The following is an 18460-nucleotide window of genomic DNA, read 5'->3' on the forward strand; positions in this document are numbered from 1 at the left end:
AATGTCTTCACCACTAACTTCAGCAAATTTTCTAAGTAATTTTTTTTGCTCTTTATTAAGATTTTGTGGTATTACAACAGTTATTTTCACAAACATATGCCCTTACATGTCACGGCCTCATTTTAAAAAAAAATGAAATTTTTGGTTTTAATTTACTTTTGAAAAATAATAATTTAAGTATTATTAATAAGTTAATATAAATTATTATAAATAAATAAAGTTAATATTAAATTTTTTATGGGCATAAATTATTAAAAGAATTAATCATTGGTATAAACTATGAAACAATTTAAGTTAAATGTAGATAATCCGGATATGGATTTAATCAATAAAGCCATAGATATTTTAAAGGATGATGGTGTAATATTATATCCTACCGACACCATCTATGGATTAGGTGCCAATATTTTCTCAGAAAAAGGGGTTCGAAGAGTTTATAAAATCAAACAAAGAAGTTTTAAAAAACCATTATCCGTTTCAGTATCAAATTTTGAAGGATTATCATTAATCGCAGATATTAGTGAGGAAAATAAGAAAATAATGGAAAATTATCTTCCCGGCCCCTATACATTCCTACTTAAAAAAAGAGATATTGTTCCTCCACTTGTAACATCCTATACTTCAAAAGTAGGAGTTCGCATCCCCGATAATACTATATCCAGACTTCTTAGTATGAATTTCCCAATAACAACAACAAGTGCTAATATTTCTGATGAAGAGGTTTTAACAAACCCTGAAAAAATAGTAAAACAGCTAAAAGGAGATGTGGATTTGATTATGGATATAGGCCCTATAAAATCTTCTACACCTTCAACTATAATCGATCTTACAAAAGAGAAAGCCTCACTTGTTCGAAAAGGTAAAAGTTCTAAATGAAAATATCTGCCCATATATAGAGTATATTATATAGATGAACTTAAAAATTAAATAAATATTTTAAAATACAATTCATATAATTCAAATATTATGCTTATATTTAATTTTAAATTACAAACTACCTGTTAGATAATAGCTTTCTTTAAAATAATAAGAATAATTTTTCTTTGAAAATTTACTAAATTTTATTTAAAAAAATATAATGAACTAATAAATTAAAATAATGAATGAAATAATAAATTAAAATATACAATTAAGGATTATCTTTAAGGTATTGGCGGACTTTTTCAGTAACATCTTTAATAGACTTACTAGCTTTTAAAAATTCTTCTTTTTCATCGTCATTCATAGTAATAGGCACAATAAATAAAATACCGTGCCTATATAATATAACAGGAACACCTAAACATACATCACTCACACCTAGAATTTCTCCTTGAAGATATATACTGACAGTGAGTATTTTATGGCTGTCTGTAAGAATAGTTTTAATTAAATTACTAATTGCATAAGCTGGCCCATATTCTGTTGCTCCTTTTTTACCAATAATAGTATTACCTGCAGTTTTCAAACGGTTAACAATATCTGGTACATCAAGAGAAGTTGGTTCGGCAAAATAGTTTAATGGAAGACCTCCAATAGTTGTTGAACTTAAAAGAGGAACCATATGATCACCATGTTCCCCTACAACCCTTGTATGAACCTCCCTACTATTAATATTAAGATGTTTTGAAAGATAAGTTTTAAGACGAAGTGAATCTAAATGGTTTCCAAGACCAATGACTTTCCTCCTATTAAATCCAGATGCCTCAAGAGCAATATTAGTCATAACATCTACAGGATTAGTTGTAACTAAAATAATAGCATTTGGAGCGTAAATAGCAGTTTGTTTAGCATATTCCTGTACAATTTTAGCGTTGGGTATTGCTAACTCGAGCCTGTTCATTCCTTTACTTCTATGAGTACCCGCAGATATTAGAACAATATCTGAATTTCGAATATCATTATAATCATAAGAAGGAATTAATTTACAATCAATATCCTCTGCAGCTAGTGCATCGTACATATCAAATACTTCACCAGTGGCTTTATCAATACTAGTTTTTCTTGTAAATAAAACAATTTCATCCACTATATCAGTACTAGCTAATTTAAATGTAACAGTTTTACCTATTGTTCCAGTTGCTCCAAAAATAGTTACTTTCACCATAATATAATATTGTCGTCTCATATAAAAATAACTTACTAAATAAAAAAATGGTGTCTTTTATAAAAATAAATTGTTAATTATAAAAAAGTGGTCACTATTATAAAAATAACTAGCACTTATAAAAAAAATGGCAGATATTATAAAAATGACTTGCTAATGGTGAAAAATTTTAAAAAACTAAATAAATAATTAAAAAAGGAGAAAATAGTCAAATAATCATATTGTGAAATTAAAAAATTTAAAATTAGTAAGCAATAAAAAATCAAAAAATATTAAAAAAGAAAAAAAGTAAGAAAAGATGATTAAATTTAATCATCACCCATATCTTCAAATCTTGGTTTGAGTTTATCCATAACACCTGGAAGGGAAGTGTATTCCATTTCTTCAGCAGGTAATCTGTGTGGCTCGAAAGGACCATGTCTTCTAATATAAGTTGCAGCTCTAGAAGCCATCCTTCTAGTTTCATCAAATGAAGGATCATCAAAGATATCTACAGGTCCAACTAATTTTGCATCTGCAATTTGGAAACCTAAACCTATAACTCTAGGAGGCCCATCAAATCTTACAGGATTAGCATATTCTTCAGATACAGGCATTAAAGGTCCATTATGAGAACCTCTCATCCATCCAGTAACCAAATGAGGGAAAGCAAATGGTTCTACACATTCACCAGCAGCAGGGAAACCAGATTGTGCACGTACAATAGCTGCAGGGTCATCTTTACCAACATATTTTCCTGCCATTAAGTTTAATCTTTCAGTACTTACAGAAGCTGCAATTTCTCCGTTTTTATGCCATATTCTTTTAATTACATATCTTCCAGTAGAACCAATTAATGCAAGTAAATCATACATTTCTTCAGGACAATTTAAGACAACTTTTTTATTTTCAATAACATCATATACTTCAAATTTAAATCCGTCGTGTAATTTAGGGTCAATTACAAGTCCTGCAGTGTTAAATGGATCTGCAAACATTTTATAGAGAGGTAAGTTAAAAGCACCTGGTTCAGTTTTATCACAACAGTAAACTATAACAGGATCACTAGGTCTTTCTTTAAATTCCATTTCAGCAATACCTGGACCCATACCTTTAATATTACCTGAAAAAGTATCATTTAATAAATCTTGACCTGCACCATATAATTTCATTTCACGTGCAAGTTCACTAGCTTGTAAAAATGCATCATAAGCTACTTTATGAACTTCTTCATTTAACTCTCCATTAGTGTGAGTCATAATAAGATCAATATCATCTCCACAACGAGAAATATAATAATCATTAAGAATAGATTCTTCTAAAGCTTTGTCCAATACTTCATCACATTTTTCCATTAAAGCAGGATGTGAAACACAGTGTCCTGAGACACTACCAATATCAGCTTTAATAACACTTATAGTAGTTTTCATTAAAACACCTCAATATTAAAAGTTATTAACTTAGATTAGCAAAATCAAAAGATATTATAGCTTTCCACAACAAGGGAAACAATAATATAAATAAGATTTTCTTATCTATGATTATATTTAACACTATTATTTTTAATTAATATATTATATATTTTTATGTATTATAAATCAAACAAAATCTAATATTCTAGATTAATAAAAAGAATATAATTAAAAACTAAGTTTTATTATTTCTATCTTCAATAATATCCTTAGTTCGCTCACATAATTTCTCAACAAAAGGTGTTGCAGGATTATATAAAATTTCTGAAGGTACATCATATTGATTAATTTCACCTTTATCCATAACAATAACATGATTTCCAAGATATAATGCTTCATCAATATCGTGTGTAATAAATATAATTGTAATATTAGTTTTTTTGTGAATATTTTTTATTTCCTTTTGAAGTTGGCCACGTGTAATTTCATCAACTGCACCGAATGGTTCATCCATAAGGAGGATTTTAGGTGATGCAGCCAACGCTCTTGCAATTCCAACTCTTTGTTTTTGACCTCCAGACAATTCATGAGGAAAACGTTCAAGTAAAGAATAATCCAAACCTACGATATCAAGCCATTTATTAATTTCTTCATGTTTATGTTCATCTATAGATTTTTCTTTCTCTTTTAATTGTTTATCCTTTTTAACCTTGATTTTTTTTAATTTATTATCATGATGAGATTCATATTCAAAAGCTTTCTTATCATCTTCAGCAATTAAATCTGGGACATATGATATGTTTTCACGGATAGTTAAATGTGGAAATAGCATTGTACCTTGAATTGAATAACCAATACTTCTTCTTAATTTAATAACATCAATATCAGCAATATCTTTACCATTAATTAAAATATCACCCTCATCAGGATTAATTAGTCGGTTAATCATCTTTAACATTGTAGTTTTTCCACAACCAGAACTACCAATAATTGTTAAAAAATCTCCTCTTTCAATATTTAAATTAAGATTAGGTATAATAACCTCATCACCATAGGATTTTTTTACATTATGAAATTCAATAATATTATCACTCATAAAAATCACCTACTAGATACAAGACCTTTACGTACTAAAAATTCGTGAGCTACATCTTTTGGATCTTTTTTCTCAACATCTACTTCATAATTCATTTTAATCATGTCTTCTGTAGAAATTTGGCCTTTTAATTTGTTTAAAACTGGAACTAAATCCGGATACTTTTTTAATGACTCTTCACGTATTAAAGGAAGAGCATAATAGGATGGGAAGAAATTTAAATCATCATCAAGAATAACAAGGTCAGATCCGTATAATCTACCATCAGTTGTATAAACTTCAACAACATCAATTTTTCCTTGTTCAACAGCATCATATTTTAAACTTACATCTAAATCCATAGTATCTTTAAATTTTAAATTATAAGTCTTTGTAAGATTATCAAAACCATCTGCTCTAGAGAAGTAATCTGACTCTGCACCAAAGGTTAATTGATTTGCAACTGGTCTTAAATCAGATACTGTTTTAAGATTATATTTTTCTGCAACATCTTTAGGAACCGCTATTGCATAAGTATTTTCAAATCCATATGGTTCTAACATAGTCTCATTTAATTCGCTTTTTAATTGATTATTTAATTGATTAAACATAGACTCATTATACAAACCTGTATTCGACAATACCGTCATCCAGACCACCCCCGTATAATCAGAATACAAATCAAAATCACCATTAGCCATACCTCCTTGTATAGTAGGAGTTCCACCTGCTATTCCTCCTGTAAAATCTACATGGTAATCGGTTTGATCTTCAATAAGTTCTTTCAACATATAACCCATAATATATTGTTCGGTAAAAGCTTTACCTCCAATATGTATTGTTTTATGAGCATTGTTATCATATGCAAAATATGCTCCAGCAGAAAGTACTAAGATTAACAAAACAGCAATAAATTTTTTATTTGTGAATATTGAGAATAATTTTTTCCTTGAATGGCCAACAGCAACAATTTTTTCAACACCTGCTAAAATAAAGTCAATAACAAGAGCAAGAATAGATATTAAAATACTACCTGCAATTACTAAGGTAATATTGTTAGTTGTAAGACCACGATAAATTGCAACACCAAGTCCACCTGCACCAATAAATGATGCAACACCTGTAAGTGCAATAGTCATAACCGTCATATTACGTATAGCAGACATAATATGAGGTAATGCTAAAGGTACTTTAATTTTAAATAAAATTTGCCTATCAGTACTACCCATACCTTTAGCTGCTTCAATAATTCCCGGATCTATTGTTTTAATACCAGTATATGTATTTCTTACCATAGGTAAAAGTCCATAAACAGTAAGGGCAATAATTGCATTAGTATCCCCAACACCTGCAACAGGTATTAAAAAACCAAATAAAGCAATAGATGGAATAGTATAAATAATATTTATTACTGTTAAAATCCATTTATTTCTTGGATATTCACTAACAGTAATACCAAGTCCAAGTCCAATAATTATTGCAAATATAACAGAAATAAGTGATATTTGCAAATGTTCTATAATAAGATTTAAAAAGAAATCGGACTGACTCATTAATACATTTAACAAATCACCGATCATTTTTTCACCTCTAAACAAATATTTTTTTTCAATGAATAATTTTGAAATGATTAATTAATAAATATATGATTATTTATAAAAATTGATAGCATGTAATTATAATAAACAGTGTTATATTTTATTATATGTTTTTAACAATCCATGAATAAAAAAATGTTAAAATAATTGAGTAAAATAAATTAATTAAAAATTATACACTGTATAAAAATAATCAATGAACACTAAAAGGTATATATTTTAAACTTAATAAACTTATCTATTTAAAAATAATTCTTGAAACTTAAGATTTAATAGATAAAAATTTTTTAAAAATCCATTAGTAAAATTAATAAAATTAAAAAACCTCCCTAAAGATAATATATTAAAAATTATATATATCTAAAAATGAAGTGTCTAATAATAAATGGAAGCCCGAGGAAAAAAAATACTTGGAGTGTAGTTGAAGAAGTGAAAAATAATATTCCTGGAGATTATGAAGAAATTCATCTTTTAAAAGAAGATATTGGAATGTGTAAAGGATGTTTTTTATGCTTTATGGAAGGTGAGGATAAATGTCCCCATTATAATGAAATTAAACCTATAATTGAAAAAATAACCCCTGCTAAAAAAATACCCCATAATAGCAATAAACGGATGTTCAAATAATTGTGTAAATAAAATTTTAAAAAACAAAGAAATAAACGTAAAACAAACAATTGAAGTGGGAAAAATCCTAAAACCGTATAATCTTTCAAGCAAAGACCCATTCCGACTAGATGGTGAAGGAGAAAAATGTGTCAAAATCCTCAAAGAAGAAATTAACAAAAAGATAAAGTAGGTTTTATTTAATTCCTTAAATACTTATTTTACGAAACACAAAAAAGTGAGGCAAAACATGAGATTATGGAACCCTGCAATATTCTTTATCAGTCTGATGATGAGTATGATTATGGCAGTGATTTTTGGAATAGCAGTTCCCTATGCTATCGGTTTACCTGGTCTTGAACCTGATTTGTGCCTGTATATGTGGCCTTTAAGATGGGTGACTGCATATCTACTGCTTACCATAATTATTTATCCAATAGGATTTGAACTTGGAAAAAAGGTATTCAACTTCAATTCTAACCGGGACAGTAGGGGATTGTGGAATCCATCATTATTCTTCATAAGTTTTATGATAAGTTTTATCATGCCTGCAATATTCAACCTTCCTAAGGGAATGGCAATAGATTTACTGTTATATCTGTGGCCTTTAAGGTGGGTAACTGCATACCTACTGCTTAACATAATAATTAATCCAATAGGATTTGGACTTGCAAAAAAGGTTTTTGGTTTTGATCAAATGGACCAATAAAGTTTTAAAGTCTTTTTAGTTATTTTTTGAAAATTTAAATTAAATTAAATATGTATTGGCCTCAATAAAATATATTAACAATGAAAAAATAGGTAAAACAATGAAAATAGGATTAATATCAGATACTCATATAAGCAAATCAAGAGGAAAATTATCAAATAAAGTATTAGAAGCCTTTAAAGGGATGGATTTAATACTACATGCAGGAGATATAAATTCACAAAAAGTTTTAGATAAATTAAATCAAATTGCACCAATAATAGCAGTTGAAGGTAACAATGATAGAAACAATAAAAGTCTTAATTTAAAATCAGTAGAAATAATAGAAATTCACAATCTAAGGATATTATTAACACATGGAGATAAACTTCCAAGAGGAGATTATAATAAATACTTTAAATTTGCACAAAAACATGATGCCAATATTTTAATAAGTGGACACAGCCATAAACCACACCTTAAAAAAGAAAAAGGCATATTATTAGTAAATCCTGGAAGTCCTAATAAACCAATAAAAAGTGAACCTTCCATCGCAATATTAACAATAAATGAAAAAGAAAAAGAAGAATATGCAAGTAAATTAGATCAAGTAAATGTTAAATTTATAAAAATAGTATAATGATTAAAATTAAAAAAAATTGTCTATAAAAATCTATTATTAAGTCAAAAATAAAAAAATATGTTTAAATTTTTAACAGTAATTTTGTGTTTTAATTAATTTTTAAATACTTATTTTACGAAACAACTGGATTAAAATATAATGAAATTATTTAATTAAAATTTGCAGGTAAACTAAATATGAAAAATGAAAAAATAATTATGGTTCTTTTATGTGTTATTATCCTGATTCTTATTGTTGGAATATTTATTGTTACACCTTCATTAAACAAGGAAAGATTGTAAATTAACTATTCACAATAAAGAAGTTTATAAAGGCCATTATCTGAAAGTATCCTTAAATGATTTAAATGGAAATGGTATTTCTAACGAATACATGTTACACTTATAGGAAATGATGGAAAAACCATTGAAAAAGAGATATTAAAACTAATTTAAAAGGAGAGAGAAAAATCTTAATAAATAAAACAGGAAAAATATACTGTGAATTGTAAATTTGAAGGAAATAATAAATTTAAATCCTGTTCAATAAGTAAAAGCATAAATGCAAAGAAATTGGAAAAAAATTCATCAAAATCTACAAGTAATTCACCTCATACCATAACCATAGTACCTGAATTTGATAAAAATGTAAGAAAAAATGTTGGTGAATACACTGTTGAGGCAACTAAATGGAGAGGAGGTGAAGTAGGAGGATTTGAAGTCTTTTTATATAAAAATGGTAAAATTATGGATAGAAACTCCTATGAATCAAGAGCTTATTTCTATATGGACGGAGAATGGAAATGGAGTGAATGAGATAATGGAGAAATAGATACATATTATCATAAATATCCTGTTAGTAGCGGTGTAGATATTAAAGAAATCGAAGTTAGATTTTAAAACATTAATAGAAAGATAAAATTAAATTTTAATCATCCATTTTAAAAAATATGAATTCAAGAAGAAAAATTATTTCCAGAAATCAAATGACTCTTCATTTAATCCATTGATTTTACTTTAAACACAGGGTCTTTATCTTGTTTTAATTGATATTCATAATCTTGTAAACATTTAAATTGTATTTTATTTAATAACATGTACTACATAGTTATCATTACTGGATAATTCTTTAACAGGACCATTAATTTTGAAATCCTTTACATTTGTAGCATGAACACAACCAATTAAAAGGGATAAAACAAATAATGCAATCAATACTCTTTTAATATTCAAATTTTTTTCCTCCATTAAATATTTCTGCCGTTATAAATAAATCTCAATATCATTTCATTCTTTACTATTATATGCATATCTATTTCAGAGATTGTTTTTTCTTCACTGAATGTTTTTTGCTATATCTTCAAGTGCTTCTGTAATAATTAAATAATTATTTTTAAATAGTTGTTTAATGTTTAGTGTCTCTTTATTAGGCTCTTTTATAACGATTTAAAAATCAAATTGATATTTTGTTTTTTAACCCCAGTTAAAGCATAAATAAACAAGTCAATTATTTCAACTAGAAATATGCTTTGAAAGATATTTAACACGGCAATAACTATTATTGCTTTACATTGGGTTTTAATGAAACGATCAAAAATTTTCTCATAAAATAGTATTAGTTTGCAAATAATAAATATTATCGTTTATACCTATAAGAAATGAAAAATCAGAAATATTTGCTAGATAATTTAAACGATTTTCGATACAATAATTGTACATATATAAAGATTAACTTAGCATTTGTGCATATCTATTTTTAAATAAACACATCCAAGGATTAATTTTGTATATTTTTTTACATTCCATACACACAACACATATATGTACTATATACTATTAGATAATAATTGTAAATGCAGAATCATTTATATAATATAAATAAAAATAATAGGCAATCCTAAAAAAAATCTTCATTATATGAGTTAATTGGTAATAATTAATTTTAAACTAATTATTCGAAATAGTACATAAAAAAAATAAAGGATATTAAAGAAAATTAGTTTCTAAATTGAATTAAAAAAATAAAATGAAATAAAATAAAATTATTGAATTATTTAAGGTTATATTTAAAAGGTAAAAACATTATTTTTCATTAATAATATTTTTAAATACCTTAAAAATCAAATTATTAAAACTTATATCTTCTTTAGCCTTATTTAATCTATATACCTCTGTTCGAGTTTCAGGATATTTAGGTACAGCACTACATCCTCCATCATCTCTTTTAGATATTTCAAAAGTACCTATCTTTTCTGCTATACGAGTGGTTTCTAATTTATCCATACCTATAAGAGGACTTAAAATTGGTATTTCAGTACCATAACGTGTTGCAAGAATATTTTTAAGTGTTTGAGATGCAACTTGACCAACACTACTACCATCAACAATTGCTAGAGCATTCATATCTTTTGCAAGCATTTCAGCTGTTCTATACATACCTGCCTTACATAAAACACAAGTCATCTTTTCAGGACCTTTCTCTTTACAACAAGACAAATATTCTCCATAAGGAACTACTCTTCTTTTTATAGGAGCTCCTGAAGAGTATTCCTCTAATTTATCAACTAAATCATTAAAATTAGCCCTTGCCTCATCAGTTGTAAATGGACTATTATCAAAATGTAATGCTGTTATTGAACATCCTCTTTTCATCATTAAATATGCTGCAACCGGAGAATCAATACCACTAGATAAAAGAACAATTACTTTACCTTGTGTTCCAAGTGGAAGTCCACCGGGACCATCAATTTTTTCTGTATAAATATATACATCATTATCACGAACTTCAACAAAAATTTCCACATCAGGATTGGTTAAGTCTACCTTTAAAGGTATTGTATCTATTACCACCCCTCCACAAAAAGCTCCTAACTCCTGTGATGTGAAATTATGATTACCGACACGACGAGACCTTATTGCAAAAGTATAACTTTCTTTAATAATACCCTCATCAATTAGATGTTTAGTAAATTGAGATAAAGATTGTATAATATTTTCTTTTGTAGTTTTTGTTTTAATAACTGGAGAATATGAAACTATACCAAATATTTTATTTAATTTATCTAGTGCATAATTAAAGTTTTTAGGTTTAAGAAAAAGTCTACCTTGATCTTTTGTAATTTCTCCATCAATAGAAGAGTGAATATTATCCATTAATCTCCTTTCAAATCTTCCTCTAATTTTACTACTTTTTAATGCTAATTCACCATAACGTATAAGAATTAAATCATAATCCATATTACCACCTGAAATTTAGTATAAGTGAATTTTTGAATTGTAAACAAAATTATAAATGTTTTTGAAAAATAAATAAAAAAAGATGGAATAAGTTTAATAAAATTAAACTAATGACCTATTAATGAAAATGCTTTATCTAAAGCTTCATTCATTTTATCATTATTAGGTCCTGCACCTTGTGCTAAAGTAGGACGGCCTCCGCCACCACCACCTAAAACAGCTGCAGCATCCCTAATAATATTATTAACTTCTACACCTTCATCAATAGCATATTGTGATGCAGCAAGTACTATTTTACCTTCATTGTTTCCAATAATTACAACATCTGCCTTATCATTATCTGTAAAGTCTGTTGCAATATTTTGAAGATCTTTAATATCACCATCAATGATTTCTTTTAATACTTTCAAACCATTAAGATCTACAACATTAATTGTAAGAGTACTTATTTTTAAAGAAGCAATTTCTTCTTTAAGTTTTGTAATTTCATTTTTGTATTGTTTCCATTCACTGAAGAACCTTTCACAAGTTTTTGGAAGTTGGTCTGAAGGAACTTTAAATGTATCTGAACTTTGACGAAGAATATTATTTTCTTCCTGTATAGCATCTACTGCTGCAAGTCCAGCAGAGTATTCAATCCTTTCAACACCGTCTTGAACTCTTTCTGTTTTAATGATTTTAATCATACCAACATCTCCAGTTTTAGGAACATGTGTACCTGCACAAGCTTGTACATCTACACCTGGAACTTTAACAACACGAATTTCATTGCCAGGCACAACACCCCCTTGGAACAATATTAAACCATAATTTTTAAGAGCTTCATCTTTTGTAAACCACTTAATATCAAGTGAGATATTATCCATAACATAAGAATTTGCTAATTTTTCAATTTCATCTAATTCTTCTTGTGATATACGTTTATAATGAGATAAATCTATACGAGACCTTTTAACACCTTTTTGTGCACCTGCTTGCCAAATATGATCACCTAAAACTTTTCTTGCAGCCGCAATTACAAGGTGAGTTGCAGTGTGATGTCTTGCATGACTTATTCTCCTATCCCATTGTATTTGACCATATACCTCTTCACCGATTAATGAATTTAATTCATCATATAACTTATCATCATCACTTTTAACATGATGAAGAACAATATTATCTATTTTTGATACATAATCAATAAAGTAATCTTTACCTTTAATGGTCACCTTACCCATATCAGCAGGTTGACCTCCTCCTTCAGGATAGAAAATACTTTGATTGAAAACTAGATTAATCTTATCCTTAATAATTTCCACACCTAAAAGTTTACCATTAAATTCTTTTTTAAAGAAATCTTTATAGAATAATAAATCTGTTTCAGGATAGTTAAATTTGTAGATATCTTTAACTTTTATATCTTCTTTTTCGTGTCTATCTGCTACTATTGTAAAGAAGTTATCAGGAATATTAACCTCAAAATTATCTCCTGCAAGTTCTTTAACAGTTTCAGGAGGCATACCTTGCGCATCATACAAATTTATCAAGGTTTCTAAAGGCATTTCAACTTTACCTTCTTTTTTCAATTTTTTAATAGTTCTTTTAACTGTTTTTTTACCTTTTTCAATAGTTGCAGCATATCTATCTTCTTCAAGACTTATAATATTCATAATATGTTCTTGAGAATCACTAATTTCCGGATAGAAATCTTTTAAAAAATCAAGTTGTATGGCCATAATCTCTGTTAGAGATTCATCCATATTTAATTGATTCATATAACGAATAGTTCTTCTTAATATTAATCTTGCAAGATAACCCTCTTTAACATTTGAAGGTATAATTCCATCTGTAAGCATGAAAGCCAAACAACGAGTATGATCTGCAATAATATATATTGCTTCCATAGGTTCTGATGATTCTAGTAATTCTTCAATTGAAATATTTAATTTATCGGCTACCTTTTGTCTAAGCATTCTTAAATCAGCATAATCTTCAATATCCATTAAACCTGCTATTCTTGCACTTTCAGCTAAAATTTCTTCATTAAGTTCAACATTTGTAATATTTTTAAGTTTTTCAATTACAGGTGAAAAACATGCATCATATGCAGTAGGAGTTCCCTGTGAAATCCAAGCAATACGTTCTAGGCCATAACCAGTATCAACTACTTTGATTGGTATCTCCTCTCTTCCTCCATCTGGTAAAGTTCTATATTGCATGAAAACAAGTGTAGCAAGTTCTACTCCTCTACACATAACCTCATAACAAGGCCCTTCATTACCTCCACCTTCCCACCAAGATGTAATATAAGTTAATTCTTTAGTATTTATTCCAATACTTTCAAAAAACTTATCACACAATTCAATACATCTATCTTCCCAATAAATGAAATTATCAGGTTTATTGATTACAGTATGTGACCCCATTGTAAAACAGGTCATATGACGGCCAGTCCTACCTACATTATCTACATCATTTAAACGAATAGAAGGTTGAGCTATCTCAAGAGGATTAGCTGGAGGTTCTACAATACCTGAAGTAACCCATGGCTGGAAACAGAATATACTAGCACCTACTAAAAATACATCATCCCTCCATCTTTTAGCAAGAACAGGATAACGGTTTACTGCAGTGTGGCCTTCACCTTCTAAAAATTCTTTAAATGTTTTTTGAATTTCATATAAATCATATGGTCTGTCAGTTGCAGGGTTTCCAATAAAATCATATTCATCACATGGAGCATCTCCACAGGTATCCCTTTCAACTTGAGAATAGAAATCATGACCACATTTTTTACATTTATATTTTTTATATCCTAATTTGTCAAATATTTCCATCATATCAACTTAAATCTTAATTAAAAAAATTATAATAAATAATGATTATAAAAACAAAAGTTTCATAATAAAACTATATTTATTTTTTTTATTATTTAATATTTGATTATCTTAAATATAAATTCAAAAATTTAGTATTAAAATTCTAATCACTTATAAATCTTGATAAAACTTAGATTAATAAAATTAAGTCAAATAATGAAAAAAATGGAAAAAATAGTCAGTGAACTTATTAAAAATACATAAAAGTAAGAATAATTTAAAAAAAAAGAGAATATTAAATTTAAAATTTTATAAAATCCGTGCAAAAATATTCTAAAAAAGGAAAAAACAATATTAAATACTAATATTAATTTATTGAAATAGACTTATTACATAAATAAAGATTCTTTAATTTTATTAGATAAAAATAAGTATTATAATGAAAAAAGCCTAATATAAAAAATATTTGAAAACCAAGATAATCAATTAAATTATAATAAAAAAAGAGTAGAGAAATTAGTTTTAAACTAATTTCTTTTAGAAAAAATTAACGAATTAATCTAACCGAAGAGAGCACCTAAACCAGCTGCTGCTTCTTCTTCAGCTTCTTCTTCATCTTCTTCTTCCTCTACTGCTTCCTCTTCAGCAGGAGCTTCAGCAGCTGCAGGAGCTGCAGCAACAGGAGCTGCTGCCATAGCACTAGTTTCCATAGCTTCTTCTATATCAACATCTTCTAATGCTGCGATTAAAGCTTTTACTCTAGCATCATCAACATCGACACCAGCTGCTTCGAGAATTTTAGTTACGTTTTCTTCATTAATTTCTTTATCAGTAGTATGCAAAATCATTGCCGCATATATATATTCCATGTTATCACCATTATTTTTCTATTAAATAATATATTAGGTTTATTTAAAACAATAAAAAACTTAAAAATTTATGATTAACCGAAGAGAGCACCTAAACCTGCTGCTGCTTCTTCTTCAGAGTCTTCTTCCTCTTCTACTTCTTCTTCAACTTCTTCTTCAGCATCATTTGCTACTGCTACAGGTGCAGCACTAGCAACATTTGATAATTTGTCAGATAATTCACTATCTAATGCATCAGCAGACAATGCACCTGCTAATGCTAACATTTTAGCATTTGCTAAAGATAAAATCATATCAGTAGTTTTAGAGTTAACAATACCTGCTTCCATAGCAACATTGGTTGCTTTACTATGAGCAGTTTGTATAATAGTTGCAATAGTATCTTTTGTAGGTATATTAGCAAAGACAGATAAGTTGAATGCTTTGTTGAATGCATCTTGAACATTTGCAAGAGTTTCTTCTTCATCAATTGCAAGAACATCAGATGTGTAAACAGCACCATCTTCGTAAACAGCATATAAATCGATTCCAACTTCCATAGGTTTAATCTCTAATCTAGTTAAAACACTAGCAACCTGTTGGGATACAACTTCACCAGCTTCTACAACAACTGCATCTTTGTCAACTACAATTTTACCTTGGTCAATTTTAGCATTTGCACCAATTTGTTGCAATTCACCTAAGAATGGACCTGGTTCAAAACCTGTATCACCTTTAGGAACTATGATATCATCTTTTGCAACACTTCCCGCTTTTGCAGGAGCATTAGTTTTACTGTCTTCTAAGATTTTAAATAATCTGAAAGGATTCATATCAGTAAATATTAATGCAGGTTGACCTGATAAATGTTCAGAAAGGTTAATAAGATTTTCTTTATTTTTATTGCAATCTTCTAAAGCCAAATTTATGAGATTAATTTTAGATAATCTTATATGTGCATTACCAGTAAGACTTTTTCTCATTTCTTGAAGTTGTCTTGCTGGAATATTTAAAAGATCTACAACCCCTATAACTTCATAAGAGTCTATTAAATTTGCAATCTCTTTAACTTCATCTTTTTTCCATTCAGCAACGTGAGCCATTATATCACCCTCACTACTGAACCCATAGTTGTTTTAATATACATGGATTTAATTTGTTTTCTTCCTTTTTCTAAGTGGCGGTCTAAGATTGCAAGAACAGCTTCCACATTTTCAGCTATTTGCTCGTCAGCCATATCTTGTGTACCAACTAAAACTTGAATAGAAGGTTGTTGTTTAATTCCTACTTTAATAGTATTTTCTAACCTTTCAATGACTGGAGCTAATTTAATATTTGCAGGAACTGGTCTAGGCATTTTTTTACGAGGACCGAGAACTGGACCTAAAAATCTACCAACCAATGGCATTAAATCAGCTTGAGCTATGAAAAAGTCAACATTATTAGCCATTTTTTTAGCTTCTTTTCTATCTTTTCCATAACCTTCTAAATCAGTTTTTTGAATAACAAGACTTACACCAGCATCTTTAGCTTGAGTAGTTAAATCCCCATCAGCAATAACACCGACTTTGACCCCTTTACCACGGCCATGTGGGAGAACAACTTCTTCTTCAAACCTATTTTCTGGTTTATTGACATCCAAGTCTTTGATATTAATAATCATATCAATAGACTGTGTGAAGTTCCTCGGCTTGGATTGTTCTTTAGCCTTCTTCACCGCTTCTATCATATCTTGTGTCATATAAATCCTCCATGAACATTGTTCACGAATTTATTTGGTTACGAGCAATCGATAATAAAAATAATCATAATAAATTAATAAATTAATATCGACTACCATTGTTTTTTAAAAGTACTAGTCGTATATTTTGTATAAACAATTATACATTTACAATAAATGTACTTTTAGTTCTTAAAACATTTTTTTTAAGAATTTAATCTATAAAATAGATTATAATACAGTATATCCACCATAACATAATTTTAAAAATCTGTTATAATATCATATACACTGCTATGAATTTACTCTTTGAGTTTGAAATTTTAAAGGAATTATTGTTCAAAAATACTATCATACTCACCAGCATCAAGTGCTTTTTGAGCGTCTCTAGCATCTTTACCATCAACATTAATACCCATACTTACACAGGTACCCATAACTTCTTTGGTAGCTGCTTTGTAATCATTTGCAAGTAATGAACCAAATTTCATTCTAGCAATTTTGTAAGCTTGTTCTACAGATAAATCTGCAGCAACTTCACTACCTGGTTCATGGGATCCTTTTTCAATTTTGAGCTCATCCATAACAAGAGCAGTTGTTGGAGGAGTACCAATTTCGATTTCAAATTCTTTAGTACTACTGTCAACAATGATTTTGACAGGGACTTTCATACCTTTGAAATCAGCAGTTTTATTATTGATTTCTTCAACAACTTGCATCATATTAATACCTAAAGGACCAATTGCAGGACCTAATGGTGGTCCTGGGGTGGCACTTCCACCTTCAACTAGAACCTCTACTGTGTCTTCTGGCATCAGTCAGCCTCCTTTTGAATAATTCTAATTTGATCTGCTTCAACAGTAACAGGAATTGGAACTGCAGCTTCAACCAATTCAAGAACTACTTCTTCACGAGATTTATCAATACGCACAACTTTTGCCCTTTCACCTTTAAATGGACCAGAAATAAGTTCAACAACACTGCCTTCTTTAATAGAAGCAATGATTGGTTCTGGTTTTAAGAATCTTTTAACTTCTTCTAATGTAATAGGATGATTACCTTCAACAACACCTCTCAAATGAGGTATTTTCATTGCAGGATTCCTCATATCAATTCTTGAAGAAGATTCTACTATAATATACCCTTTTAAAGATTCAGGAACAAGTATCGCCTCAACACCAATAAATGTTTCAGTATCTCTTGTCTCACGTGATCTAGTAGCGAGTATTCTTGCTACATTTCTTTCTTGACCTGCTGATGTTTTAAGAGCATAAATGGAATTTTTATTATCTTCCATGTAATCCACCTATATAATTAAATTTATAATGTAATTATAGATTAATTAAGGTTTATTATAAAATCTAGTTTATTATAATACACTGAAATAGCAAATAAATGATTACTATAAATAAAATTAATATGAATTATAATAAAAAGTAGATTAATATAATAGTATTATATATTTATTAAGTAGTATTTAAACCTTTCAGAGAAGGTATAAATAAAATTTGAAAAATAAAAAAAAGACTAAAAAAGAGTTAAAAATAAAATTTTTTTAAAAAATTAAAAAGATTTAATGATTTGTTAGTTATAAACCAATTAACATTCCAATAATAACGATAATAAAACCAATTAAACCAATTAACAAAATACCAATTCCAGTAACTTTAGAGAAATTTAAATATTCTTCCCTATCTGGCTTTTTAGATACTTTAATAACTCTTCTAGCTTCTTTAGTAAAATCTTGTAATCTTTCTTGAACTGCCATAAAATATCCCTACAGTTTATA

Annotated in this window: 19 protein-coding genes; 6 read left to right on the plus strand and 13 right to left on the minus strand. The window is 28.3% G+C overall.

All coding sequences use genetic code 11. The annotated features are described in order from the left end of the window. Positions 1-279 precede the first annotated feature (279 nt). Positions 280-876, plus strand: coding sequence for an L-threonylcarbamoyladenylate synthase (locus QZ146_RS05530; protein ID WP_295722667.1), 597 nt, complete (start codon positions 280-282; stop codon positions 874-876). 253 nt (positions 877-1129) lie between these two features. Here QZ146_RS05530 and QZ146_RS05535 read toward each other — a convergent pair whose 3' ends face one another. The 4 genes from QZ146_RS05535 to QZ146_RS05550 all read right to left on the minus strand — a co-directional run bounded on the left by QZ146_RS05535 (position 1130) and on the right by QZ146_RS05550 (position 6132). Continuing rightward, positions 1130-2083 (minus strand): malate dehydrogenase, encoded by a 954-nt coding sequence (locus QZ146_RS05535; protein ID WP_295722694.1) that lies wholly within the window; start codon positions 2081-2083, stop codon positions 1130-1132. Positions 2084-2394: 311 nt separating this feature from the next. After that, entirely contained in the window at positions 2395-3495 is a 1101-nt protein-coding gene (fbp, locus tag QZ146_RS05540) for a fructose-1,6-bisphosphate aldolase/phosphatase (protein ID WP_295722668.1), read from the minus strand. 217 nt (positions 3496-3712) lie between these two features. Next, positions 3713-4573 carry an ABC transporter ATP-binding protein gene (locus QZ146_RS05545; protein ID WP_295722669.1) on the minus strand — a complete coding sequence of 287 codons (861 nt, stop codon included), beginning with the start codon at positions 4571-4573 and terminating at the stop codon, positions 3713-3715. Positions 4574-4578: 5 nt separating this feature from the next. Beyond that, on the minus strand, positions 4579-6132 hold the full coding sequence (locus tag QZ146_RS05550; RefSeq protein WP_295722670.1) for an ABC transporter permease/substrate-binding protein: 1554 nt from the start codon (positions 6130-6132) through the stop codon (positions 4579-4581). 384 nt (positions 6133-6516) lie between these two features. Between QZ146_RS05550 and QZ146_RS05555 the strand changes: the two genes are divergently transcribed. The 5 genes from QZ146_RS05555 to QZ146_RS05570 all read left to right on the plus strand — a co-directional run bounded on the left by QZ146_RS05555 (position 6517) and on the right by QZ146_RS05570 (position 8881). Next, a complete protein-coding gene (locus tag QZ146_RS05555) occupies positions 6517-6777 on the plus strand; it encodes an NAD(P)H-dependent oxidoreductase (RefSeq protein ID WP_295722671.1) in 261 nt (86 codons plus the stop codon). A 13-nt stretch (positions 6778-6790) separates the two neighbouring features. Next, positions 6791-6949: a hypothetical protein gene (locus QZ146_RS08860; RefSeq protein WP_365316732.1), complete on the plus strand. Its 159-nt coding sequence runs from the start codon at positions 6791-6793 to the stop codon at positions 6947-6949. A gap of 57 nt (positions 6950-7006) precedes the next feature. Next, positions 7007-7465 (plus strand): hypothetical protein, encoded by a 459-nt coding sequence (locus QZ146_RS05560; RefSeq protein ID WP_295722672.1) that lies wholly within the window; start codon positions 7007-7009, stop codon positions 7463-7465. 100 nt (positions 7466-7565) lie between these two features. Then, positions 7566-8084: a metallophosphoesterase gene (locus QZ146_RS05565; protein ID WP_295722673.1), complete on the plus strand. Its 519-nt coding sequence runs from the start codon at positions 7566-7568 to the stop codon at positions 8082-8084. Positions 8085-8566: 482 nt separating this feature from the next. Further along, the gene (locus QZ146_RS05570) at positions 8567-8881 is read left to right on the plus strand and encodes a hypothetical protein (protein WP_295722674.1); all 315 of its coding nucleotides are present in this window, start codon (positions 8567-8569) and stop codon (positions 8879-8881) included. Between the two features lie 267 nt (positions 8882-9148). Here the strand turns inward: QZ146_RS05570 and QZ146_RS05575 are convergent, their stop codons facing one another. The 9 genes from QZ146_RS05575 to QZ146_RS05615 form a co-directional block, all read right to left on the minus strand. Further along, positions 9149-9298 carry a hypothetical protein gene (locus QZ146_RS05575; RefSeq protein WP_295722675.1) on the minus strand — a complete coding sequence of 50 codons (150 nt, stop codon included), beginning with the start codon at positions 9296-9298 and terminating at the stop codon, positions 9149-9151. A gap of 849 nt (positions 9299-10147) precedes the next feature. Beyond that, positions 10148-11302: a tRNA uracil 4-sulfurtransferase ThiI gene (gene thiI, locus QZ146_RS05580; protein WP_295722676.1), complete on the minus strand. Its 1155-nt coding sequence runs from the start codon at positions 11300-11302 to the stop codon at positions 10148-10150. A gap of 107 nt (positions 11303-11409) precedes the next feature. After that, on the minus strand, positions 11410-14124 hold the full coding sequence (gene alaS / locus QZ146_RS05585; protein WP_295722677.1) for an alanine--tRNA ligase: 2715 nt from the start codon (positions 14122-14124) through the stop codon (positions 11410-11412). 539 nt (positions 14125-14663) lie between these two features. Beyond that, a complete protein-coding gene (gene rpl12p / locus QZ146_RS05590; RefSeq protein ID WP_295722678.1) occupies positions 14664-14972 on the minus strand; it encodes a 50S ribosomal protein P1 in 309 nt (102 codons plus the stop codon). A 74-nt stretch (positions 14973-15046) separates the two neighbouring features. Further along, complete coding sequence (locus tag QZ146_RS05595; protein WP_295722679.1) at positions 15047-16054, minus strand: 50S ribosomal protein L10; 1008 nt, start codon at positions 16052-16054, stop codon at positions 15047-15049. Further along, the gene (locus QZ146_RS05600) at positions 16054-16692 is read right to left on the minus strand and encodes a 50S ribosomal protein L1 (protein WP_295722680.1); all 639 of its coding nucleotides are present in this window, start codon (positions 16690-16692) and stop codon (positions 16054-16056) included. Before QZ146_RS05600 ends, QZ146_RS05595 begins: the two co-directional genes overlap by 1 nt. Before the next feature lie 311 nt (positions 16693-17003). Then, positions 17004-17486, minus strand: a complete 483-nt coding sequence (locus QZ146_RS05605; protein ID WP_295722681.1) for a 50S ribosomal protein L11 — start codon at positions 17484-17486, stop codon at positions 17004-17006. Continuing rightward, the gene (locus QZ146_RS05610) at positions 17486-17968 is read right to left on the minus strand and encodes a transcription elongation factor Spt5 (RefSeq protein WP_295722682.1); all 483 of its coding nucleotides are present in this window, start codon (positions 17966-17968) and stop codon (positions 17486-17488) included. The genes QZ146_RS05605 and QZ146_RS05610 overlap by 1 nt, the downstream gene beginning before the upstream one ends. A 291-nt stretch (positions 17969-18259) precedes the next feature. Next, on the minus strand, positions 18260-18439 hold the full coding sequence (locus tag QZ146_RS05615; RefSeq protein WP_295722683.1) for a protein translocase SEC61 complex subunit gamma: 180 nt from the start codon (positions 18437-18439) through the stop codon (positions 18260-18262). Positions 18440-18460 lie beyond the last annotated feature (21 nt).

The organism is uncultured Methanobrevibacter sp., from assembly GCF_905235195.1.
Lineage (GTDB): Archaea > Methanobacteriota > Methanobacteria > Methanobacteriales > Methanobacteriaceae > Methanarmilla.